The following is a 20,871-nucleotide window of genomic DNA, read 5'->3' on the forward strand; positions in this document are numbered from 1 at the left end:
AAGCTATAAATTTTTGATTGCTAATTTGATTTGATTGAGTTAGTAAATCTATATTTTTTAACAATGCAACGATAGTGCCTTTCGATATTAATTACATGAATTAAAACAACTTCTTTTAATCCTGTTAATTTAAGCTTTTTAACAGTATCGATCAAACTGTTAGCTCGTTTAGAAAAATCAGTAGCTAATAATATTCTCTCACAAATCATTTTCACAGCCTCCTATTTACAGTCTATTAAAAACGTACATTATCCATTATATTCTCTAAGTTTATAAAAATTACCTTCTTGTTAGGAGTAATTATTTTTTATAGCGGAATGTGGAACAATTATTATCGAAGGATTAGTAACAGATTTAGTTACTTCTTTAACCTGTTTAATACCATCATATTCTTTTTCTAGTTGAGCAATTGAAGCTGCATCTAAAGCACGCATTGGACAAGCTGCTACGCAAGTCGGCTTTTTGCCCTGCTTTACTAACTCGATACAATAATCACATTTAGCTACTTGCTTATCTTTTTTCAAATACTGAGGAGCATCATAAGGACAGCTTTGTTCACACTTTCTACAGCCAATACACTTTTTTTGCTCTATTATTACTAACCCATCTTCTTCTCTTTTAGTAATTGCATCTACTGGACAGACAGTTAGACAAGCTGGCTTTTGACAATGATTACAGCTTAAACTGATCCAATAAGCATAAACTTGTGGCTTCAAAGCAGCTCCTTGCTCTAGATAGCTACCACCTTCTACTTCAATAACCTCCCTGAAAAACTGGCCTACCCCTAAATTATTCTTATCTTTACAAGCTATTTGGCAAGCTTTACATCCCATGCATCGATTCTGTTCTATGGCAAATCCTAACTGCTTAGACATCTGCAACCTCCTTCTTATTTTAAATAGTACTGACCTCCACTAAGTTGGTATGTTGAGGATTGCCTTTAGCTAAAGGGGTTGGACGGTGAGTAGTCAAGGTGTTAATATTTCCTCCTCTATCCACTCCATCTTGATCAGGCTCCCACCAAGCCCCTTGGGGAATGGCTACAACTCCTGGTATTATTCTTGGAGTTATCTTAGCTGGAATCTGTATCGTTCCTCGATCATTAAATACTCTTACTTCCGCTCCATCTTCTATTCCTCTAACAGCAGCATCTTGAGGGTTAATCCAGATCTCTTGCCGAGCCACTTCTTCTAACCAATCATTATTATCATGAGTCGAATGACAACGACGTTTATAATGCCACGCAATACATTGGAGTGGATATTTTTCAGTTAATTGATCACTTGGCCCTTCCCAAGCTGGAATATACTTAGGTATTGCTGGAATCTCTTGTGGTTGATTCATCTTAAATAGACGTTTAGAAAAGATTTCAATCTTACCAGATGGAGTAGGAAATGGATTATTAGCTGGATCTTCAATCTGCTCCTTAAATGCTACCTTAGGCTCGTCATAACTCCACTTATAGATTCCACTTTTTTTAAACTCTTGATAAGTTGGAAATTCAGGGTGGTGTTTTTGAATTCCTTCTACAATCCACTTACACCAATCTTCCATACTCTTTTTACCTGCACTAAATTCTTCTTTAATTCCTAGTTTATCAGCTACATCAACTAACCAATCATATTCACTCCGACATTCAAATGGAGCATCAACAACTTTATTATTATAGATTACATAATCTCCATAGCCCCAAGGGGTTGAAATATTATTTCGTTCAAAGAAGGTATCCCCAGGTAATAAAATATCCGCATATTTGGCACTAGAGGTCATAAATAGCTCACTGACAACAATAAATTCTACTTTACTTTCATCTTTTAAGATCTGAGCTGTCCGATTACAATCGGAATGCTGATTAATTAAAGCATTACCAGCTAAATTCATGATCAATTTGATATTACTAGATAATTTATCAACACCTTTAACCCCATCTTCAGCTCCCATCTTCGTACCTCTCACAATAGCATCTGTCCATAAGAAGACAGGAATCTTAGCCTTAACGGGGTTAGGTGGAATCGGTACTTTAGGAACAGTCTGCCTGCTAACATAGCCAGCTCCTGAAGCCCAACCACCATTATTACCTACATTTCCAGTCATTGCTGCTAAGACAGTACCACCACGAACTACCTGTTCACCATAAGCATGGCGTTGTGGCCCCCAACCTTGGACTAAAGCTGCTGACTTAGCTGTTGCATACTCTCTAGCTAATCTTTTAATAGTATCAGCAGGTACTTTTGAAATCTCTTCAGCCCACTGCGGTGTCTTCGCTATATTATCAGATTCTCCTAAGATATATGATTTATAAGACTGAGCATCAGCAACGCCGTTAGGCATTTGTGATTGATCAAAACCTATACAATACTTCTCAACAAACTCCTGATCATATAAATCTTCTGTAATCATTACATAAGCCATAGCATCCATTACTGCATTATCAGTAGTCGGCAAGATTGAAATCCATTCATCTGCTAATGCCACAGCTGTATCACTATATCTAGGATCTACAACTATAATCTTAGCTCCAGCCTCTTTAGCCTGGTGTAAATGATACATCGTCGGGCCAAAGACAGTTTCGGCAGGATTATGTCCCCACAAAATAATTAATTCCGAATTGACCCAATCATCTAAGCTATTTCCTGTTTCTGTAGTTCCATAAGTATATGGCGTAGCATACTTTGTACAAGCAGTGCTATATGAGTTATATTTACCTAAATAGCCCCCATCCAAAGCAAGTAACCTCTCAGCTAAGCTCATAGCTTGGATTCTAGCATTATAACCCCAAGCATAATGAACGTAACGAGATGTTGGCCCGTATTGATCTCCAATCCTTCTAATCTCACTAGCAATAGTCTCAATAGCCTCTTTCCACGAAATTCGCTCAAACTTACCTTCTCCTCGCGGGCCAACCCTCTTTAGCGGATATTTCAAACGATGAGGACTGAAATTTGTCTTACGGTATGCTCGCCCCCTGACACAAGCTCTAGCCTGAGGAGTAGCTGGTTGATCTGGCTTTTGATCATCAGTACTTAAGCGAACTATGATATCATCCTTGACATGGGCTTTGATCAAACATCGCCCTCCACAGTTGTTAGTACCTCCAGTAGGTATAATCCGCTCTACCTCTTGAAACTCTTCTACAAATTCTCCTCTTTCCAAACCCCTACCCTTACAGCCAGTCAGATCTAAGCGTTGACCAACTTCCAACCCTACTAACTCATCTAAGTCAGAGATTAAGCCTTCTACTAATTTAGCATCTAGCTTTAAATACTGTAAAGTAAATAACGCTAATCCTGTATAAAAATTCTCTTCACTATTAGCAGTTACTCTAGTAACAAACTCATCTACCCACTGCAAAAGATGATCTGTTAGAAATTTGTGTTGTGTTTTAAGGAGTTTTAATAACCTATCTCGCTCCTTACCTTCAATAGCCTGCAAAACATCTGCAGTAGTTAAGGCCATAAACTCTAATTCCAAACCAAGGTGGTCATCAGGTTCTTTGATCTGACTAGCCAGCTGAAAGCCCCAGCATCGATAAAATCGCCGTACAGCTAAAGTATCTGCACTGAAGATAATATTTCCATCATTTCGATAGACTGATTGCCAAGGTGGAGCTACTAACTCCCCCGGGCCAACAAATAATCGTCGATATTCAGCTTGCAATTGCTCTAACTTTAAATTTGATAATTCAGAAATTTGAGTTACAAATTCAGTTAGATGCTCTACATCTAAACCCTGATCTCTTCCTAATTTAATTACTTGCTCAAAATAATTATCCTGTTTTAACTTTGTTAAGTCTTTGTAAGTAGGCTGACGATAAAAATATCTGCCCAATAGATTATAAATCCACTCTTTAATCTTAAGATCATCTATTACTGTCATTAGCTAACTTCTCCTTCCGATTGATACGAATTACAATTATTTTATCAAAAGAAGAGTCTTCTTTCTATTTTTTTGACCAATTTTCTTAAAAATTTCACTTTAATCCCTGCAAACTGAAAATCTCCTCAGAAATATCAGGCTCAAAATCTATCCCTGTAACTCTAAATAAGGTTTTAGAACCTGACCTTAACTTATAATCAATCAGCGATTCAGTCACATACCACCGTTTACCAAACTGCTCTACTTCTTCAGCTTCAATCGTTCTTAACAATCGTCCCTCGCGAGAATAAAGTTCTTCCTTTAAATAGACAAATCGCTCTTGATCAACCCACAGCTTTCTACGATAATAGGAGTTATTTACTCCATCTTTAGTCACACCTTCGATTAAATAACTAGCTCTTCCTTGATACTCCTGATGATCGATAATTTCAAAATCATACAACTCCAATAATTGCTCTTGTTCCATTAAATCCTGATAAGAAAAATCACTCCCTGCCATCCCTTGCTCTAACATCCGATTAGAAATCCTAACTGGATCATCTACATCAGGAAATGAAATCCATAAATCATCTTCAATCATTAAATATTTAGTCCCTTTATCAGTAGCATTAGTGAATTCAACCAAGGCTGAATTGCCAGCAAGATAAATAATTAACTCCTTAGTCATCTCTTTTCTATCAGTCTTAATAACCAGTTCAGATTCCATTCTTGCTTGCTCTACGTAATGATTATTATCTACCCGTTCTATGATCTCTTCAGCAGTCAACGCAGAAGCCTTTGGTGCTAATAACAAAATACTTGCTAATATTATAACTGCTAATAATCTGGTTTTATTCATCAGCAACCCCCTCAATATTAGTGTACAGTTTACAGTTTACAGTTGACAGTGGATACAATCTTTGTGGGTTTCATGGAGGGTCTTGATAAAGACCCGTAAGGATAGAAAAAATCTAAGAACTGATTTTTTCATCACGAAGGGTTCAAAGAACCCGAAGGAAAACCATTAAAGCAGAGAAACCACGAATCAATACAAGTTAAAATTAAAAAGTCTTAAATAACTTTAATAAGAACTTGATCTTCACTATTAATTGCACTTTAGTCCCGCAAGGCTTCACTAGGATCTAATCTCGCTGCTCGCCAAGCTGGAAAGATACACGCTATCGTAACAATCACTACCCCTAACAAGAAGCTCAAAAATAAATTTTGAAAGCTAAAATCAGTATAAGCAACTGTCTCTATTAATAGATCATCACTTAAAGCATCCATTGCTTCTCCATAATCAATCCCTCGTACTGAAAAAACCTTGGTCACTGCTCCTCCCAACAAGACCCCGCCCAAGCTACCAATTACTCCCATGAACATTCCTTCTAATAAGAAAAGTTGCCAAATCTCCCTCCTTTTAAGTCCTAGTGCTGACATCATACCAATCTCTTTAACTCTATCTCTAATTATCATCAACATGGTATTGATTAAGACGACACAACCCATCAACAAAAAGAAAATATAGATTACATTATAGATTCTTTCTCCAACCTTAAAATAATCGATTAGATTACCAGGTGCATCCCAAGGAGTAATGCTATACTCTACAGAACCCACACCTTCAAACAAATGCTTTGTTTCCATTAATAACTCCTCTGTTCGATTACGATGGGCTCCAATAAGCAGTAATTCTGTCGCTTCATCGGACATATTAAGCATCTGCTGGGCCTGAGCTAAATCAAGGACAAAGACATTACCATCAATCAAACCTAGTCCTGTCTCCAATGCTCCCACTATTTCAAATGTAGAACCTTGGAAGGAATCCAAGGCTGTATTGTATAAAATAGTAACCTCTTCTCCTACTGCTAGATCAAGTCGCTCTAGCAACCGTTGGCCCATAATTACCTCTTTACTATCTGCCAATGGCATCCGACCGGTCTTCAGTTGTTGGTCTAAGTCTATAGCCTCTATCTCTCGATCTATCTTTAACCCCCAGCCCATTACATTTGTCATCTCATCTCCTTGATTTACTGCCCCACCAAACTTGATTCTTGGTAAGAGGTATTTGGCTTCATCAATTTCAGCTAACTCTTCTTTCATCTTAGAAAGCCCCTCTTGGGCAAAGCCAGCTACTGGATAATTTAAAGAAAGTAACCGCTCCCGCCCTTGATAATCTTGATTAACAATCTTGACATGACCAGTATCATAATTAATATATGACTCATAAGTCGCTTCTAAATAACCTACAATATGTCCGCGGGCCATAGTAACTATGGCCACTACTAAAGCAATAGCAATAATCGAAACTAAAGTTCTTAATTTATGTCGACTTAAGTTTCTAGCAGCTATAACTAATAAATATTTCATTTAATTTGTTCCCCCTAAAGCATCGATTGGACTCTTGCAGGCGGCCCAATAAGCTGGAAAGATACTGGCTAATAAAGAAATAACAATAGAAAAAGTAATGATCAAAGTAAATGCTGAAGGATTGAAAACTCCATAAGTCCTCTCAATAACTGGTAAACCAAAGTCAGAATCTATTGCTCCCGTTAAATCTATTCCAAAATTGCTCAACCAATAGACACCAACTCCTCCCATCAAACTACCAAGCAAACTGCCGATTAGACCAATTCCTAACCCCTCGATCATAAAGACCTTAATAATCCCCTCTTCTTTCATTCCCATAGCCTTCATCATCCCAATCTCTTTAATCCGCTCTAAAGCAGCTAAAATAATCACATTTATGATCCCTACCGCTGCAATTAATAAAAATAAAGAACTAATAATTCGATTTTCAATACTATGTACCTCAGTTATAGCTACTATATCCTGAGCAGAATCCCGCCAGGTATAAACTCCATAGTCATCCGCCCCTGCAATTATATTATCCTTAATAAATTCCTTAGCCTTTATTACATTATTATTCTCTAATCTTAATATAACCTCTGTTGCCTTATTCTTTAAATTAAGTGCTGTGCTAGCTTTGTGATAAGGTATATAAACTTGATGCTCATTAATTTGAGGATTAGGAGTATTAACTAATCCCACTATCTCTACTTCTAAAGTATTAAAGGCCCCCTCTTGGGTTGTAAATACCAATAATAAGTAGTCGCCTATTTCAAAATCCATTAACTGGGCCAAATTCTCTCCTAATACCGCTCCTGATTGGTCAGCACTAAATAACTCCCCTGCTACCAGATGCTCCTCTAATTTAAAGACATCCTTTTTTCTGTCTCCATCAACCCCTACTGCCGTAATTGGCAACTCATCCAGTCCATTATTGATATTAGCCGAAAATCTAATTTGTGGTGCATAAGATTTCAATTCAGGAACTTGAGCAAGACTCTGCTGTAACTCATCATCAATCGCAATCAAATCACTCAATGGCAATTCAGCTTGTGTAGTCCAATAATTATCATCAACTAACTGTAAATGGCCACTTTCAAAGTCAATTACATTATTATAATAATTTCTTTCTAATCCTAAGACCAATGAATCAAACATAACAAAGAAAGCTATTCCAAAGGCTACAATCAGAGCCACTAATAAAGTTCTCTTCTTATTGCGAGTTAAATTTCTGATAGCTAACCTGACTAAAAACATAAAAATTTAACCCCTCTCATCAGCAATAATCTCTCCATCCTTTAATTTAATTACTCTTCTAGCCGACTCCATAACTAAAGGATCATGAGTAGAAAAGATAAAGGTAGTCTTTAATTTTTGATTCATCTCAACCATCACTTCTAATACATCAAGACTGGTTTCTGAATCAAGATTAGCTGTTGGCTCATCAGCTAGTACAATCTTAGGTTCCTTAACCAAAGCTCTAGCAATGGCTACTCTCTGTTGTTGGCCCCCCGATAATTCATTCGGTTTGCGATCAGCCATTTTTCCTAAGCCAACTGCTGTTATAATCTTCATTACCTGCTCTTTGATATCTTTATTTGATCTATCCTTTAACAATTTAAGGGCCAACTCTACATTTTCATAGACAGTTAAGACAGGTATCAGATTATACCCTTGAAAGATAAAGCCAAGATTTTCCCTTCTCAATAAGGCCAGTTGATCTTTATCCAAGCTACTAATTCCTGCTCCTTCTAAGTATACTTCACCAGTAGTTGGTTTGTCTAAACACCCCACCATATTTAACAAAGTAGTCTTCCCCGAACCAGAAGGCCCTGCTATAGAGGTAAACTCCCCTTTACCAACCTCTAAGTTTACCCCTCCTAAAGCAGCTACTTCTATCTCACCTTGACGATAAATCTTTTCTACCTCTTCTAGCTTTAACAACCCCATACTAATTCACCCTTCTTTTACTAAATCATTTATTGAGATCTATTCTAATTATTTACATAATGTATAAAAAATATTCTGAATTGAAATTTAATTGATATATAGCTTAAGTTTAAGGCTGAGGTTAAGTTTAAGTCAACCACTAGAAACATAAGGCTTAGACTTAGACTCAAACTTAAACTGAATTGTAATATAACCCTACAAAAACATGAAAAACACACCTGAAATCAGGTGTGCTTTAGTAAAATCAACTATCCAGTTTAGAAGCTGCCTGTTCATCTAGCACAAATGTAACATCAGGATGTAACTGTAGTACTGATGCAGGTACTTGAGGTGAGATACTTCCCTCAATTGTCTTCTTGATTGCATCAGCTTTCTCTAAGCCATTAGCCAGCAATACTACTTTCTTAGCCTGCATAATATTCTTAATCCCCATACTAATAGCTGTTTGGGGTACATCTTCTGGATTATCAAAGAATCTAGCATTAGCTTCTATCGTCTCATCATCTAATTTCACAAAATGAGTACCTACTTTAAATTCAGTATCAGGCTCATTAAATCCAATATGACCATTTCTTCCAATCCCTAGCACCTGCAAATCAATACCACCTTCTGCCTCTAACAGTTGATTATATCTGTCACATTCTGCAGAAACATCATCTGCCATCCCATCAGGAATATGAATATTCTCAGGTTTAAGATTGATATCTTTAAAGAAGTTTTCCTCCATATAATATCTATAACTTTGCTCATCATCACCAGATAATCCATAGTATTCATCAAGATTGAAGGTAGTAACATTCTCAAAGTCGATCATTCCTTCTTGATAGAACCTGATCAACTCTTGATACATTCCTACAGGGGTTCCTCCAGTTGCTAAACCAAGAATAGAATCTTTCTTAAGCCCTATCTGGCTGGCAACAATAAAAGCAGCTTTCTTACTCATCATCTCATAATCTTTAGTTTTAATAATTTTCATACCTCACAACTCCTTCAATTATAGTTGTTACAATTTCAAAATCTTCGTCAAACATTATAAGATCAGCATATTTCCCTTTCTCAAGGCTTCCTCGCTCAGAATCAACATTAATCACTTTAGCTGGATTTAAACTTGCAAAGTTTATCACTTGATTTAAGGATAGATCACTATTTTGATATACATTCTTTACTGCCTGATTCATTTGCAGAACACTACCTGCTAAAGTCCCATCAGCTAGTCGTGCACTATTATCTTTAACCTCTACTTTTTGCCCTCCCAAATCATAGACTCCATCTTCAAGACAAGCAGCTCTCATAGCATCGGTGATCAATACCAGCTGATCGTTTTGCTTTATCTTACTCAACAAATCATAGATAGCTTTATTTAAATGAATATTATCTGCAATAATTTCAGCACTTATTTCTGAATTCATAACTGCTCCAACTACTCCCAAAGCTCTATGATGTAACGGGCTCATTGCATTAAACAGATGTGTAGCATGTTTTACTCCCCTATTTATTGCTGCCGCTGCTTCTTCATAACTAGCATCCGTATGTCCTAGTGCCAAGACGACATCTTTATTCTCCAGTACTGAGTTTAAAAATAAAAATTGCTCATCTTCCTCTGGAGCATAGGTAATTATCTTGATCAAATCTAAATAATCCTTTATCAGTTCATAATCCGGTTTTTTAATATACTTTGAATTCTGAGCTCCTTTATATTTCGAGCTGATAAATGGACCTTCAAGATGTGCTCCTAAAATCTTAGCCCCGTCTAAATCTTTCTCCATAGCTCTTCTAATTCCTTCTAATGCTTGATATATAAGTTCAAACTCCATCGTCATCGTCGTAGGCAAGAATGCTGTTACCCCGCTTCGAGCAATCGAGTTACTAATCTCTTCTAATGCTTCCATACTTCCATCCATCACATCGAATCCTTTTGCTCCATGAATATGAAGATCTATCAAACCAGGTGCTACATAATTTCTTTGAGCATCAATAATTTCAAGATCTTTACTATCAAACTTCTTTTGATCAACTATATCTATTATCTTGTCTTCAAATATAATAACCTTTTCTTCAGATATTTTATCGGGAAAAATAACTTTACCATTAATTATTGCTTGCATACTATCACCTCACAACTATAGCATATTAAATTCCTTATTTATCTAACTTAAAATCTTCTACACTTGCCCTTGTCTTTTTAATGTAATTAGATATTATTTCAAAATCATTCTTGGTATAACCAACAAATAAAAGATCTATCGCAGTTAATTGAGCAATCCTTGATGTTATAGCTCCAACCCTGATATTTGATTCAGTACCTGCAACATCAATATTAATATCAGCTAGATCGCTTAAAGGATTTTGACCATATTTAGTTATAGATAGTGTAGTTGCTCCTTTTTGTCCTGCTTGTTTGAGTGCCTGATATATTTCAAGAGTCTGCCCACTATAAGAGATCCCGATTGCTAAATCATCCTCTTCAATATTAACAGCAGATGCAAGTTGGGTATGACTATCAAGATATGAGATAACAGTCTTTTTTATTCTCATTAACTTATATTGAAAATCTTTAGCTACTAATCCCGAAGCACCAACACCAAATATATATATTCTTTCCGCAGTATCTATTGCTTCAATAGCCTTTTTTACTTCTTTTTCATCTATAAGTTTCATAGTATTCTCAATTACCTCAATATTCTGATGAGCCAACTTCTGCATCGTCTCAGCTATCGTATCATTAACAGTAATATCTTCATAGACTTTAGTTTCCTTATTTTTACTTTCAGTTAAATCTTTAACTAGATTAATCTTGAATTCTTGAAAACCATTATATCCTACTTTTTTACAAAATCTAATTACACTTGCTGGGCTAGTACCTGCTAAATTAGCAAGCTTTTGCACCGAAAGATTAGATACCTCACTTTTATTCTCCAATACATACTCAGCAAGTTTTGTCTCAGATTGTGTAAAATCATCTTTCCTCCTTTTAATTTTTAAGACTACACTCATACTACTCCTCCTTAATTTGAAATTCGAACTTATCCCCTGGTTCTAAAACTTCTATCAACATCGCAGCTTCCGTTGCATCTGCTACTACATTTACTCTTGGATCTGCTGTTAAATTCTTCTTCAAAATCTGTAAATCTCCTTCATACCTTAAATATTTTTGATTATCTATTGTAACAGAATATTTTAATCTTTCAGTTGTATTATTAGGAAGAATCCTTCCCTGCTTGTAACCTCTAGCTTCCTGAGCTCTAATTATAAATTCTCCAGGATCTTTTCTATTGGTATAAGTCTGCTTTAGTAGATATCTTTCCTGTTCATTTAAATTAGTATGAGCTTTAATAGGGAGTAATACAGTATCTTTCTTAATTCTTGCTAACCTTAAAAGTTCATCATCAGAAGCACGAGAATCACCAACTAACACTAAATCAGTACCTAACTTAATTAAATGTTGAGCAGCAACCAAAGGATCACTGCCTCTATGTTTTTCAAGAGTCGGAAGCCCTTCATAAATTGGCCCTCTTGTTTTGTAATCAGAAGAAATAAAGGCTATCACCTTAATCCCGTATTGATTGAATAGTCTATTTCTCTCTTTAAATAACTCTTCTGACATCCCTGTCTCTCTTCTAGGATAATAGTTATAACAAGCATTAATTTTAGAAAGATCCCCGCCCGCTTTCAATATCTCTTCTAACTGAATTCGATCTAAAGTACTTGCATTTAATGTTATACTAAAATCACTACTATTGGTAAGTTCAGCAATCTCTTGCTTAGAAAAGCCAAAATCAAGCCGTAAAGAATCTAATTTATAATCTTTAAGTTCTAACCTTTCATAGTACTTTTTCGAAATATCAGCAATAATACTCATATTTAATTTGCTAGCCTCATTCAATAGCTCTAACATTTCAGCTTCAAATTCTTCACTAGCTTCTGGAATATGCAGTGAAGTAAATAAGTTATTAATTCCTAGCTCAGAAGCTTGCTGAATATATTCAATATTTTCAGTTAAAGTACTTTCCATCCCTGCAAAAACAGATATACCTATCATTTTATCTCTCCTATAAATAAAATAGTAAGGACGGCTCCTCTTCTATCTTTCCTAATAAAAGAACCGTCCCCCACTTTTAAATTAGTTTAATTCTGCAATCTCTTGCTCTTTGATGAAGAAATAAGTTATTACAAAACCTCCTAAATATGAAATTGCTAATCCTAAGAAGTAAGTTAACATTGACCCAGGCTGCATTAAAGGTATCGCTGAAATACCTGATGGCCCCCAAGCACTAGACATAACATCTTGTAACATAATAAATGCTCCACCAAAACCTGCTCCTAATCCAGCAGTAATAAACGGCTTTCCTAAAGGTAATGTAACTCCATAGATTAATGGTTCTCCAATCCCTAAAATACCAGCTGGTAAAGCTCCAGATATTATCTGCTTCAATTTATCATTATTTACTTTCTTAGCCTTCAAATAAATAGCAATTGCAGCACCTACCTGACCAGCTCCTGCCATCGCTAAGACTGGGAATAATGATACTCCACCCATACTCTCTAACTGAAGTGCATAAATTGGTATCAAACCATGATGTAAACCTAGTAAAACCATCGGCAAAAAGAGTGCTGCTAAAATAAAGCCTGACATAATATTTACAGCAGCTATCTCTGAAGAAACCAATAAACTCAAGAAGTTAACCATCCCATCAGAGATAAATCCAGATAGAGGCATCACTACAAAGACCATTCCTAAAGCCATAATTGATAAAGATATTACTGGAGTAAAGATTAAATCTAAGACATCTGGAACAATCTTTCTAACCTTCTTTTCAACTATAGAAAGAAGGAAGACACCTATAATAACCCCTATAATTCCACCCCTGCCTGAAATCAAGATTGACTCTAAAGGTGTTTCGGCATTATACATTCCAACTGCCTGAGAAATATCATCAATTTGTTCCATAATCGTTAAGGCACCTATCATTCCTCCTAAGCCTTCTGTAGCTCCAAATTGTTTTGCTGCATTAATCCCTGTAAAGATAGCAAAGTAACTAAGAAAAGCTCCTCCAAGTAATGATAAAATCAATTGAGTAATCTGCCAAAAACCTTCTGCAGGAAGAGTTCCTGTACTTTGAAAATTCGTTATTAATCCAGCAAACCCATTAAAAATACCTGCAGCTATAATGGCTGGAATCAATGGAATAAATATTTCCCCAATCATTCTTAATCCTTGCTTAAGCTTACTTTGTTTTTGTTTGCCCTTAACTCTATCCTTATTCTCTTCCCAATCCTCTCCTACTTCTAAATCACCTTCAAGATCAACATTCTTCTGCAAAAGATTCAAAAGTTTAGCTGCTTTTCCAGGGCCAACAACCACTTGAAGCGTCTCATCTTCGACAACTCCTAATACCCCATCTAGCTCCTTTAATGCTTCTAACTTAACCAAACTGGAATCATTTAACTTAAATCTTAAACGGGTCATACAATTTGTCACCTGCTGAATATTCTTTTCGCTTCCAACCAATTCAACAATTTTCAGCACTAACTCTTTGTTATTCATTATCTTCCCCCCCATTTTAATAAATTAATTAACTTAAGCCTGAGCGGCTTTGATAGCCTTGCTTAAATGTCCAGCGTTCTCTGCAAGAACTCTTTTAGCTTCTTCTAATTTCAACCCTGTCTTAATCATCAAAATAGCCAACTTAACATTATAATCAGTCTTTTCTAAATATTCAGTAGCTATTTTTCGCTCACTACCAGTAGCTTGCATAACTATCTTTTTGGCCCGTTCTACTAACTTCTGATTACTGGTCTGAACATCAACCATCAAATTCTTATAAACTTTACCCAATTTAACCATTGTAGCAGTCGTTAGCATATTTAAGACCATCTTTTGAGCAGTACCAGCTTTCATTCTTGTAGAACCTGTTATTACCTCTGGCCCTACTACAGGAGCTATTGAAATATCTACTATTTGAGCTAACTCTGATTCTGGGTTACAAGTCAGGCCAATAAGATCAGACCCAATCTCTTTAGCATACTCTAACCCTCCTATAACATAAGGGGTTCTACCACTTGCAGCTATCCCTACTAGTACATCTCCTGCCTTAAAGCCTATCTCTTCAAGTTGTTTAACTGCTTCTTCCTTACTATCTTCAGCTCCCTCAACTGCATTTCTTATCGCTTCTTCTCCACCAGCAATAAGCCCTTGCACCAACTGATCACTAACTCCAAAAGTTGGAGGACATTCTGAGGCATCCAAGACACCTAATCTTCCACTTGTCCCTGCTCCTAAATAGATCAACCTTCCTCCAGCTTCTAGCCTCTCAGAAATAAGCTCAACAGCAGTTGCAATATTAGGTAATTCTTTCTCTACTGCTAAAGCTACTTTCTTATCTTCTTCATTAATCATTTTGACTACCTCTAATGTGCTTGCTTGATCAATATTAACTGTGCCTTCATTTCTTGATTCAGTTACTAATTTGTCTAATTGCTTATTCACTTTATCACCCCATTGCAAATACTTTGTATACTAATATAATAACATCTTTGAAATAATATTTCAATAACTTTTTAAAAAATCAGAAATATTATTTCAGAAGTGTGCTAAAATTTATCTGCGTAATAAAAATAGACTAGCATTGGATAACGCTCCAACACTAGTCAGCTTTAAATACTTATTTTTTTAACTCTATCCTTTAATACTAGAGTAAAAAGTATAATCATTTTTTTCTTCCTTAGCCTCATACATTGCAGAATCAGCAATTTTAAGAAGTTGCTTTACTTTTTGAGCATCATCTGGATAAATACCGATCCCTATACTTGCTGTTACTGAAATTTTATTTCCTTTAATCTCCACTGGTTTAGCAAAGAGAGCAATTATTTTTTCTACCACATTCTTAACATCTGCTTTAGATTCGATATCATTTAGTAAAATAATAAATTCATCGCCCCCAATTCTAGATATAAAATCCCTTCTTCTTAAATTTGACTGCAATCTGCTCGCTACCTCACAAAGTAAAACATCACCTACATCATGACCATAATAATCATTAACCTCTTTAAAATTATCTAAATCAAGAAATAAAGTAGCAATTTTACTACCTCTATAATCAGCAATTTTAATCAATTTAGCAAATCTTTCTGTAAAGAACTTTCTATTTGGTAAATTAGTCAAACTATCATGATAAGCTATATATTCAGCCTGTCGTATTAATTTATCCATCAGATAACTAAAAGCTAAAAAGACGAAACTGATCAAAATAATATCAACTACAAATGATCCTCGCTCTCTTCTTAAGGTTGCTATCTTAGAACTATTATCATAACTAATCTCAGCAATATAAGAATTCCACCAATCGACCTCCCCATCAGCCAAGTAAACTAAATAAGGTATATAACGATAAATATTTGTAGCATTATCTTCAACTGTAATAGTTTCACCTTCAAAAAATGCCTCCTCAATAAACTCTTCTTTCTCTTCAAAAAGACCAGACTCTAAATAAGGCTCTTCATAATTTACCTTACGGCTCGATTTTTCTTCTATCCCTATATTTTTATAAAAAGAAATATCTTCAACCAAATCATAATTAGAACTTAATTGCTCAGCCACAGAGATCATATTAATCTGATCTATAATCGGAAGTTTTTCCTTGATATCAATACCTAATTGTAACAAGTATTGTTGATCAAAAGTAGGCATATAACTATATTTTTTCAATTCTCCTGTATTTAATGAAAGGTTCATCCGATCAACTACAAACTCATCTTTTGTTAAGCGCTCTTTAAGTAACTCGGCAAAAATAGGTACTTCCTTAAAATCAAGATTTAAATCTGGTTTGTAAGTTGTTGCTACAACCGTTAAGTCTTGATCTATAATATAAAGCTCATAACCTTCAAATTCAGCTTGTAAGCTCGTAAGATCCCAATTAGAAATGTCAGGCTCTTCTTTATACTTTTCCTGTAACAACAAAGAATATTCTTTCATTTCTTCATTCAAATTCTTTTCAAAGTTCTCATACACAATATTGGTATACTTAAAAGAATTTAAAATATTGCTTTCAATTAAAGATTTCTGAGTTTGATGTTCTTCCTTAATTGATTCAATCCTTTGTAGATACCCATGATAATAGATAAATACTAATAGCAAAAAGACAAAAATCACAATCACATATCTATTTCTTTTAATAATCTGCAACATCTACATCAGTCCTTTTTATACATATTTATACAAAAATATAAAATATCCTCTTCGATACTATAAAAATCATTATATACCCCTCTCTTATAAAATAAATTTATATTAGTTATTGATTTTTTTTATTATTTGTGCTATATTATAATCAAAAGTAATCTTAAGGGGGATCTAGTTTTGAATACAAATGTTAATAAAGAACAAGTAAGAGAAGATGCAGAAGAATTATTTAATAGTGGTCAATTTTACTGCTCGGAGGCAATCATCAGCAGTATTAAAGATCATTTTGAATTGGATATATCTGATCGGATCATTGCTATGGCTTCCGGTTTTCCTGTTGGCATCGGCAAATCTAAATGTGTCTGTGGTGCTGTCTCAGGTGGAGTAATGGCCATCAGTTATTTCTTTGGTCGTACTACAGGTGGGGATCCACGAGTTGAACATAATCTAAGACTGGTCCATGAACTCCAACAGAGCTTTAAAAATAATCATAACTACCTGTGCTGTAAAGTCTTGACCAAAGGATTTGATATGGCATCTGGTGAACATAAAGAACAATGTGCTTCATTTACCGGTGAGATTGCTGCTAAAGCTACCGAGATAATTATAAGAGAACTAAAAGCAGGTAATGCTACTGTGGAAGGAGAAAAATAATATGGTTGAAATCTTTAAACAGACTCCAGTACCAATAGCAGGGTTAATGCTCGGTCTAGCCGGCACAGGTAATTTAATTCTTTCTTATGGTAGTCATTATCGTTATTTAGCTGGAATATTAGCCGTAGTAGTATCCTTACTTATAATTGGAAAAATAATCTTTGCTCAGAAGGGATTTATCAGTGAATTAAAAAATCCTATCATAGCAAGTGTTGCTCCAGCCTTTTCTATGGCAGTTATAATTTTAGCCAGTTATCTAATCCCATTTACTAAACAGTTAGCTTTATATATCTGGTATGGCGGAATTATTCTTCATAGCTTACTAGTTATCCTATTTTCAATTCGTTTTCTCTTAAACTTTGATCTAAAGAAGGTCTACCCTAGTTATTTTATCGTTTATGTAGGGATAGTAGTTGCCAGCGTAACTGCCCCAGCTTTTGATCAAATTCAATTAGGACAGGCAATCTTTTGGTTTGGTTTTATTGCTTATATGCTCTTACTTCCGATAGTTACTTACCGGGTTTTCAAAATTGGAGAAATCAAAAAACCGGCCTTACCAACTATCTCTATCTTTACAGCTCCAGCAGGCCTTTGTCTAACTGGGTATATGAATGCTTTTCCGGATAAAAATATGTTAATCTTTGGCTGGTTACTTTTACTAACCTTAATAATGATCATTGCTGTTACAATTTATCTACCAAAGATGCTCTCAGTTGGCTTTTATCCTAGTTATTCAGCCTTTACATTTCCTTTTGTAATTACAGCTATGGGATTAAAAGAAGCTACAGAATTTTTAAAGCTGAAATTTGGTATTTCTCTACTTAATCATCCTACTCAAATAGTAGAAGCCCTAGCAGTCACCTTAGTCATCTTCGTCTTACTTAAATATTCAATCTACTTAACTCAAAACAGTAAAGAAAAAATTTATCAAAATAAAAAAGCTGCCTCTCGGCAACTTTAGATTAAACTTGTTTTAGCTCTTACTTAAACTCAGACTTAAATTTATTCATCGTTAAGTATTGGAATTTCAGAAATACTATCTAAAAAGCTTAAGACCAGATCCGGCCGATCAGTTATATAACCACTAGATTGAAAATAAGCTAATAGTTTAATCTGCCACAGTTCATTTATTGTATAAGGAAAGACAAATAGCCCTTGCTCATGAGCTTGAGCAATATACCAGGGCCAACTCATAAACCCCTTAGTACCTAAGCCATCAGCCAGCCCATCTGCTCTTTTCAACCACTTTCTCCAACTGCTTCTACTAATCATATTATCTGTAACCAATAAGAGTCTAGGTACTTGAGGGGCCAACTCTTTAAATTTTTGCAAACTTTTTTCACTAAAAGAGAAGAAGATAGTCTTAGCAAACTCTTTTTTTTCATCACTTTCCATCCAGCCCTCTTCTTCTAAAATAGCAACTACTTCTTCTTCAATCCCAGGATATTTCTCAGAGTCTTTGGTTTCTAAAATCAAACCAGGAGTATATTGCCCCCCTTGAGCAATCTCTATCAACTCTTCTAAAGTAATAATCTCCAACCCTTCATACCTTTCATCAAACCAACTCCCAAAGTCCAATCTTTTTAATTCATCATAAGTAAAACTTCCAAGTTTGTCCTCTTTTCGTTCAGGAAATACTTCTTCGACATTTGAGGTTCGTTCTAAAGTTTGATCATGAAAGACAACTATCTTCCCATCTTTAGTGCGCTGTAAATCTGCCTCTAGATAATCAACCCCCATATCCCGCGCCTTAAGATAAGCCTCAGCAGTAGATTCAGGAGCTTTAATGGAAGCTCCCCGATGGGCAATTACAGTTGGATAAGGTATCCCCCGCTTGGTGAGTATCTCTTCTCCACGCAGATCGGGATTGACTAAATAGTAAGCACCATAAAATAACAGCAACAGAGAAAATAAAATTACTACTCCTATAGCCAACTTTACTTCCATTTAATCACCCTTAGTATTAAAGATAATCCTTATTCTAAACGTTGTGTAGACATCATCTTCTGTCGCACATAATTAATAATCTGTAAAGCTTCATCCTTTTTAGCTTGCGGTAACCTTACATCTTCATTACTTTTATTCTTCAAATGACCGACCTGTTCAAACTGATTAAATTGTTTAACAAAAAGATGATCTTGATAAAAAACCTGAGGTAATTCATGTAAAAAGAGAACTGGAGCTTCTTTCTCAGATAGCAAAGAAGTACCAATAAATCCTTCCGGTTTTTCACTTACACCGATCAAATCCAAGAGTGTAGGTGCTAAATCAGTAATTGTACCTTTCTTTTCTATGCTCCCCGCTTCAAGCTCAGGATGGTTGATTAACAATGGAATATGCTCAGGCTTTTTGATATTTCTATCAACTTCAAAATTAATATTAGATGAATACTCTGGATTATCAACCGCCGCATCATGATCAGAATAAATTACAACTAAAGTATCTTCCTTTAACCCCCGCTCTTCTAATTGATCAAAGAACATCTCTAAGGATTTATCGACAAAAGAGATTGACTGAAAGAAGTCATGAACCAATTGATTTTCAATATCACTATACTCATCTATTTTCTGATCAGGAGGATAAAAGTTAAAAGGTGTATGGCTTGTTACCGTAATCATATAAGCAAAGAATGGACTATCAGCCTCCTCTAAATAATCCAAAGACTGCTTAAAGAAATCATAATCATTAATCCCTAAATAAAATTCTTCCTCTAACTCCATTACCTTATCGTCACTAGAAAAATCTTCTCTACTATAAAATTCATCAAATCCAAGTTCAGGATAAGCTTGATGGCGATTAAAAAAAGTTTTATCATTACCATGAAAGGCTAAAGTTTGATAATCTTTCTCTTTGAAAACTCTAGCTAAAGAATCAAATTCAGTCATATCATTCGCTTTAAAAACAAAGTTACTATTTGTCGGATAAAATGATGTTAAAAAAGAAAAGTCAGCATCAAAACTTCCATTTACATGCTTAGTATAAAAGTTTTCAGCATACAAGCTTTCCTCTTTTAATTGATTTAAGAAAGGAGTCACTTCCCGCCCATTATGTTTATAATTGATCAACTTTTCATCTAAAGACTCCACTTGAATTACAACTATATTCTCAACTTCTTCTATTAATGCTTCATCATCTAGCTCATCTTCTAATAAAAACTCAGGAGTTTCTAACTCAGTTGCATATGAATTCTCAAAACTAATAGCGTCATAAGCTTCATAGACATAAAGAGGGAGAACTCCATAAACATTAACAAATCCAGCACTACTTCTTTGATAAAGCTCCATTGGACTTTCATTCTCCAATAATGAGTTTGTAATCAAGACTTGACTACTCAATAATAAAATTACAATCACTATAACCGTTCTTAATCCTTCTTTTCTCTTACTAAAAAGTGTAGCCGCTTTAACTTCTTCTTTCTTTTTATCAGAAGAAAGAAGAAATCCTAAAAATAATAGATCCAAAATAAAAGCAAGATCCCACAGATTAATAATATGTCTGAAAAGAACCTTAATAGATCCAATTCCTTCACTTCTAGTCATATCAGTAAAGCTTAAATAATTGCCAAAATAACGATTATACCAAAGATTCGCTAAAAAGAATAAAGAAGATACTGTTAATAACAGTATTAAAGAAATTCGCCCTTTTTTTAATTTAACCACTGGCAAAAATAGATATCCACTAAATATAACCAGGACTAAATTCCTTAAAATAACACCTGTAATAGAAGGAACATTAAATATACGAACTACTAGATAATTATATTTAATTAGAAATCCAACTAGGAAAGTAATTAAAAAGTATCTTTCTTTTTTTGTTAAGTTCTCAAACTGTTTCATTAATATTCCCTCCTAAATAATTGACAGCTTTTAGAGCAATTATATGAA

At 34.9% G+C, this 20,871-nt stretch carries 18 protein-coding genes; 2 read left to right on the plus strand and 16 right to left on the minus strand.

Annotation, left to right across the window (positions count from 1 at the left end; translation table 11 throughout):
- Positions 1 to 20: 20 nt before the first annotated feature.
- The 14 genes from MWH28_RS10780 to MWH28_RS10845 form a co-directional block, all read right to left on the minus strand.
- Complete coding sequence (locus MWH28_RS10780; protein ID WP_248619386.1) at positions 21 to 209, minus strand: adenine nucleotide alpha hydrolase family protein; 189 nt, start codon at positions 207 to 209, stop codon at positions 21 to 23.
- A gap of 81 nt (positions 210 to 290) precedes the next feature.
- Positions 291 to 875, minus strand: a complete 585-nt coding sequence (locus tag MWH28_RS10785; RefSeq protein ID WP_248619387.1) for a DMSO/selenate family reductase complex B subunit — start codon at positions 873 to 875, stop codon at positions 291 to 293.
- A 19-nt stretch (positions 876 to 894) separates the two neighbouring features.
- Entirely contained in the window at positions 895 to 3,876 is a 2,982-nt protein-coding gene (locus MWH28_RS10790; protein WP_248619388.1) for a DMSO/selenate family reductase complex A subunit, read from the minus strand.
- 94 nt (positions 3,877 to 3,970) lie between these two features.
- Complete coding sequence (locus MWH28_RS10795) at positions 3,971 to 4,714, minus strand: outer membrane lipoprotein-sorting protein (protein ID WP_248619389.1); 744 nt, start codon at positions 4,712 to 4,714, stop codon at positions 3,971 to 3,973.
- A gap of 257 nt (positions 4,715 to 4,971) precedes the next feature.
- Entirely contained in the window at positions 4,972 to 6,225 is a 1,254-nt protein-coding gene (locus tag MWH28_RS10800) for an ABC transporter permease (RefSeq protein WP_248619390.1), read from the minus strand.
- Positions 6,226 to 7,461, minus strand: a complete 1,236-nt coding sequence (locus MWH28_RS10805; protein WP_248619391.1) for an ABC transporter permease — start codon at positions 7,459 to 7,461, stop codon at positions 6,226 to 6,228. It abuts the gene before it with no gap.
- A 6-nt stretch (positions 7,462 to 7,467) separates the two neighbouring features.
- Positions 7,468 to 8,154: an ABC transporter ATP-binding protein gene (locus MWH28_RS10810; RefSeq protein ID WP_248619392.1), complete on the minus strand. Its 687-nt coding sequence runs from the start codon at positions 8,152 to 8,154 to the stop codon at positions 7,468 to 7,470.
- Positions 8,155 to 8,398: 244 nt separating this feature from the next.
- Entirely contained in the window at positions 8,399 to 9,130 is a 732-nt protein-coding gene (gene nagB / locus MWH28_RS10815) for a glucosamine-6-phosphate deaminase (RefSeq protein ID WP_248619393.1), read from the minus strand.
- Positions 9,117 to 10,259, minus strand: coding sequence for an N-acetylglucosamine-6-phosphate deacetylase (gene nagA, locus MWH28_RS10820; protein ID WP_248619394.1), 1,143 nt, complete (start codon positions 10,257 to 10,259; stop codon positions 9,117 to 9,119). Before nagA ends, nagB begins: the two co-directional genes overlap by 14 nt.
- A gap of 34 nt (positions 10,260 to 10,293) precedes the next feature.
- Positions 10,294 to 11,148, minus strand: coding sequence for a MurR/RpiR family transcriptional regulator (locus MWH28_RS10825; RefSeq protein ID WP_248619395.1), 855 nt, complete (start codon positions 11,146 to 11,148; stop codon positions 10,294 to 10,296).
- Position 11,149: 1 nt separating this feature from the next.
- Positions 11,150 to 12,193 carry a MupG family TIM beta-alpha barrel fold protein gene (locus MWH28_RS10830; RefSeq protein WP_248619396.1) on the minus strand — a complete coding sequence of 348 codons (1,044 nt, stop codon included), beginning with the start codon at positions 12,191 to 12,193 and terminating at the stop codon, positions 11,150 to 11,152.
- An 81-nt stretch (positions 12,194 to 12,274) separates the two neighbouring features.
- Positions 12,275 to 13,699: a PTS transporter subunit EIIC gene (locus MWH28_RS10835; protein ID WP_248619397.1), complete on the minus strand. Its 1,425-nt coding sequence runs from the start codon at positions 13,697 to 13,699 to the stop codon at positions 12,275 to 12,277.
- Between the two features lie 33 nt (positions 13,700 to 13,732).
- The gene (gene murQ / locus MWH28_RS10840) at positions 13,733 to 14,641 is read right to left on the minus strand and encodes an N-acetylmuramic acid 6-phosphate etherase (protein WP_248619398.1); all 909 of its coding nucleotides are present in this window, start codon (positions 14,639 to 14,641) and stop codon (positions 13,733 to 13,735) included.
- Positions 14,642 to 14,830: 189 nt separating this feature from the next.
- The gene (locus MWH28_RS10845; RefSeq protein ID WP_248619399.1) at positions 14,831 to 16,339 is read right to left on the minus strand and encodes a GGDEF domain-containing protein; all 1,509 of its coding nucleotides are present in this window, start codon (positions 16,337 to 16,339) and stop codon (positions 14,831 to 14,833) included.
- Between the two features lie 171 nt (positions 16,340 to 16,510).
- Between MWH28_RS10845 and MWH28_RS10850 the strand changes: the two genes are divergently transcribed.
- Together MWH28_RS10850 and MWH28_RS10855 are read left to right on the plus strand one after the other, a co-directional pair.
- Positions 16,511 to 16,987, plus strand: a complete 477-nt coding sequence (locus tag MWH28_RS10850; protein WP_248619400.1) for a C-GCAxxG-C-C family (seleno)protein — start codon at positions 16,511 to 16,513, stop codon at positions 16,985 to 16,987.
- A gap of 1 nt (position 16,988) precedes the next feature.
- Positions 16,989 to 17,948: a TDT family transporter gene (locus tag MWH28_RS10855; RefSeq protein WP_248619401.1), complete on the plus strand. Its 960-nt coding sequence runs from the start codon at positions 16,989 to 16,991 to the stop codon at positions 17,946 to 17,948.
- Between the two features lie 41 nt (positions 17,949 to 17,989).
- On the opposite strand, the gene MWH28_RS10860 is transcribed toward MWH28_RS10855, so the two are convergent.
- On the minus strand, positions 17,990 to 18,934 hold the full coding sequence (locus tag MWH28_RS10860; protein WP_248619402.1) for a glycerophosphodiester phosphodiesterase family protein: 945 nt from the start codon (positions 18,932 to 18,934) through the stop codon (positions 17,990 to 17,992).
- A 29-nt stretch (positions 18,935 to 18,963) separates the two neighbouring features.
- Positions 18,964 to 20,823, minus strand: coding sequence for an LTA synthase family protein (locus tag MWH28_RS10865; RefSeq protein WP_248619403.1), 1,860 nt, complete (start codon positions 20,821 to 20,823; stop codon positions 18,964 to 18,966).
- Positions 20,824 to 20,871 lie beyond the last annotated feature (48 nt).

The sequence above is a fragment of the Natroniella sulfidigena genome (genome assembly GCF_023223645.1).
Lineage (GTDB): Bacteria > Bacillota > Halanaerobiia > Halobacteroidales > Halobacteroidaceae > Natroniella > Natroniella sulfidigena.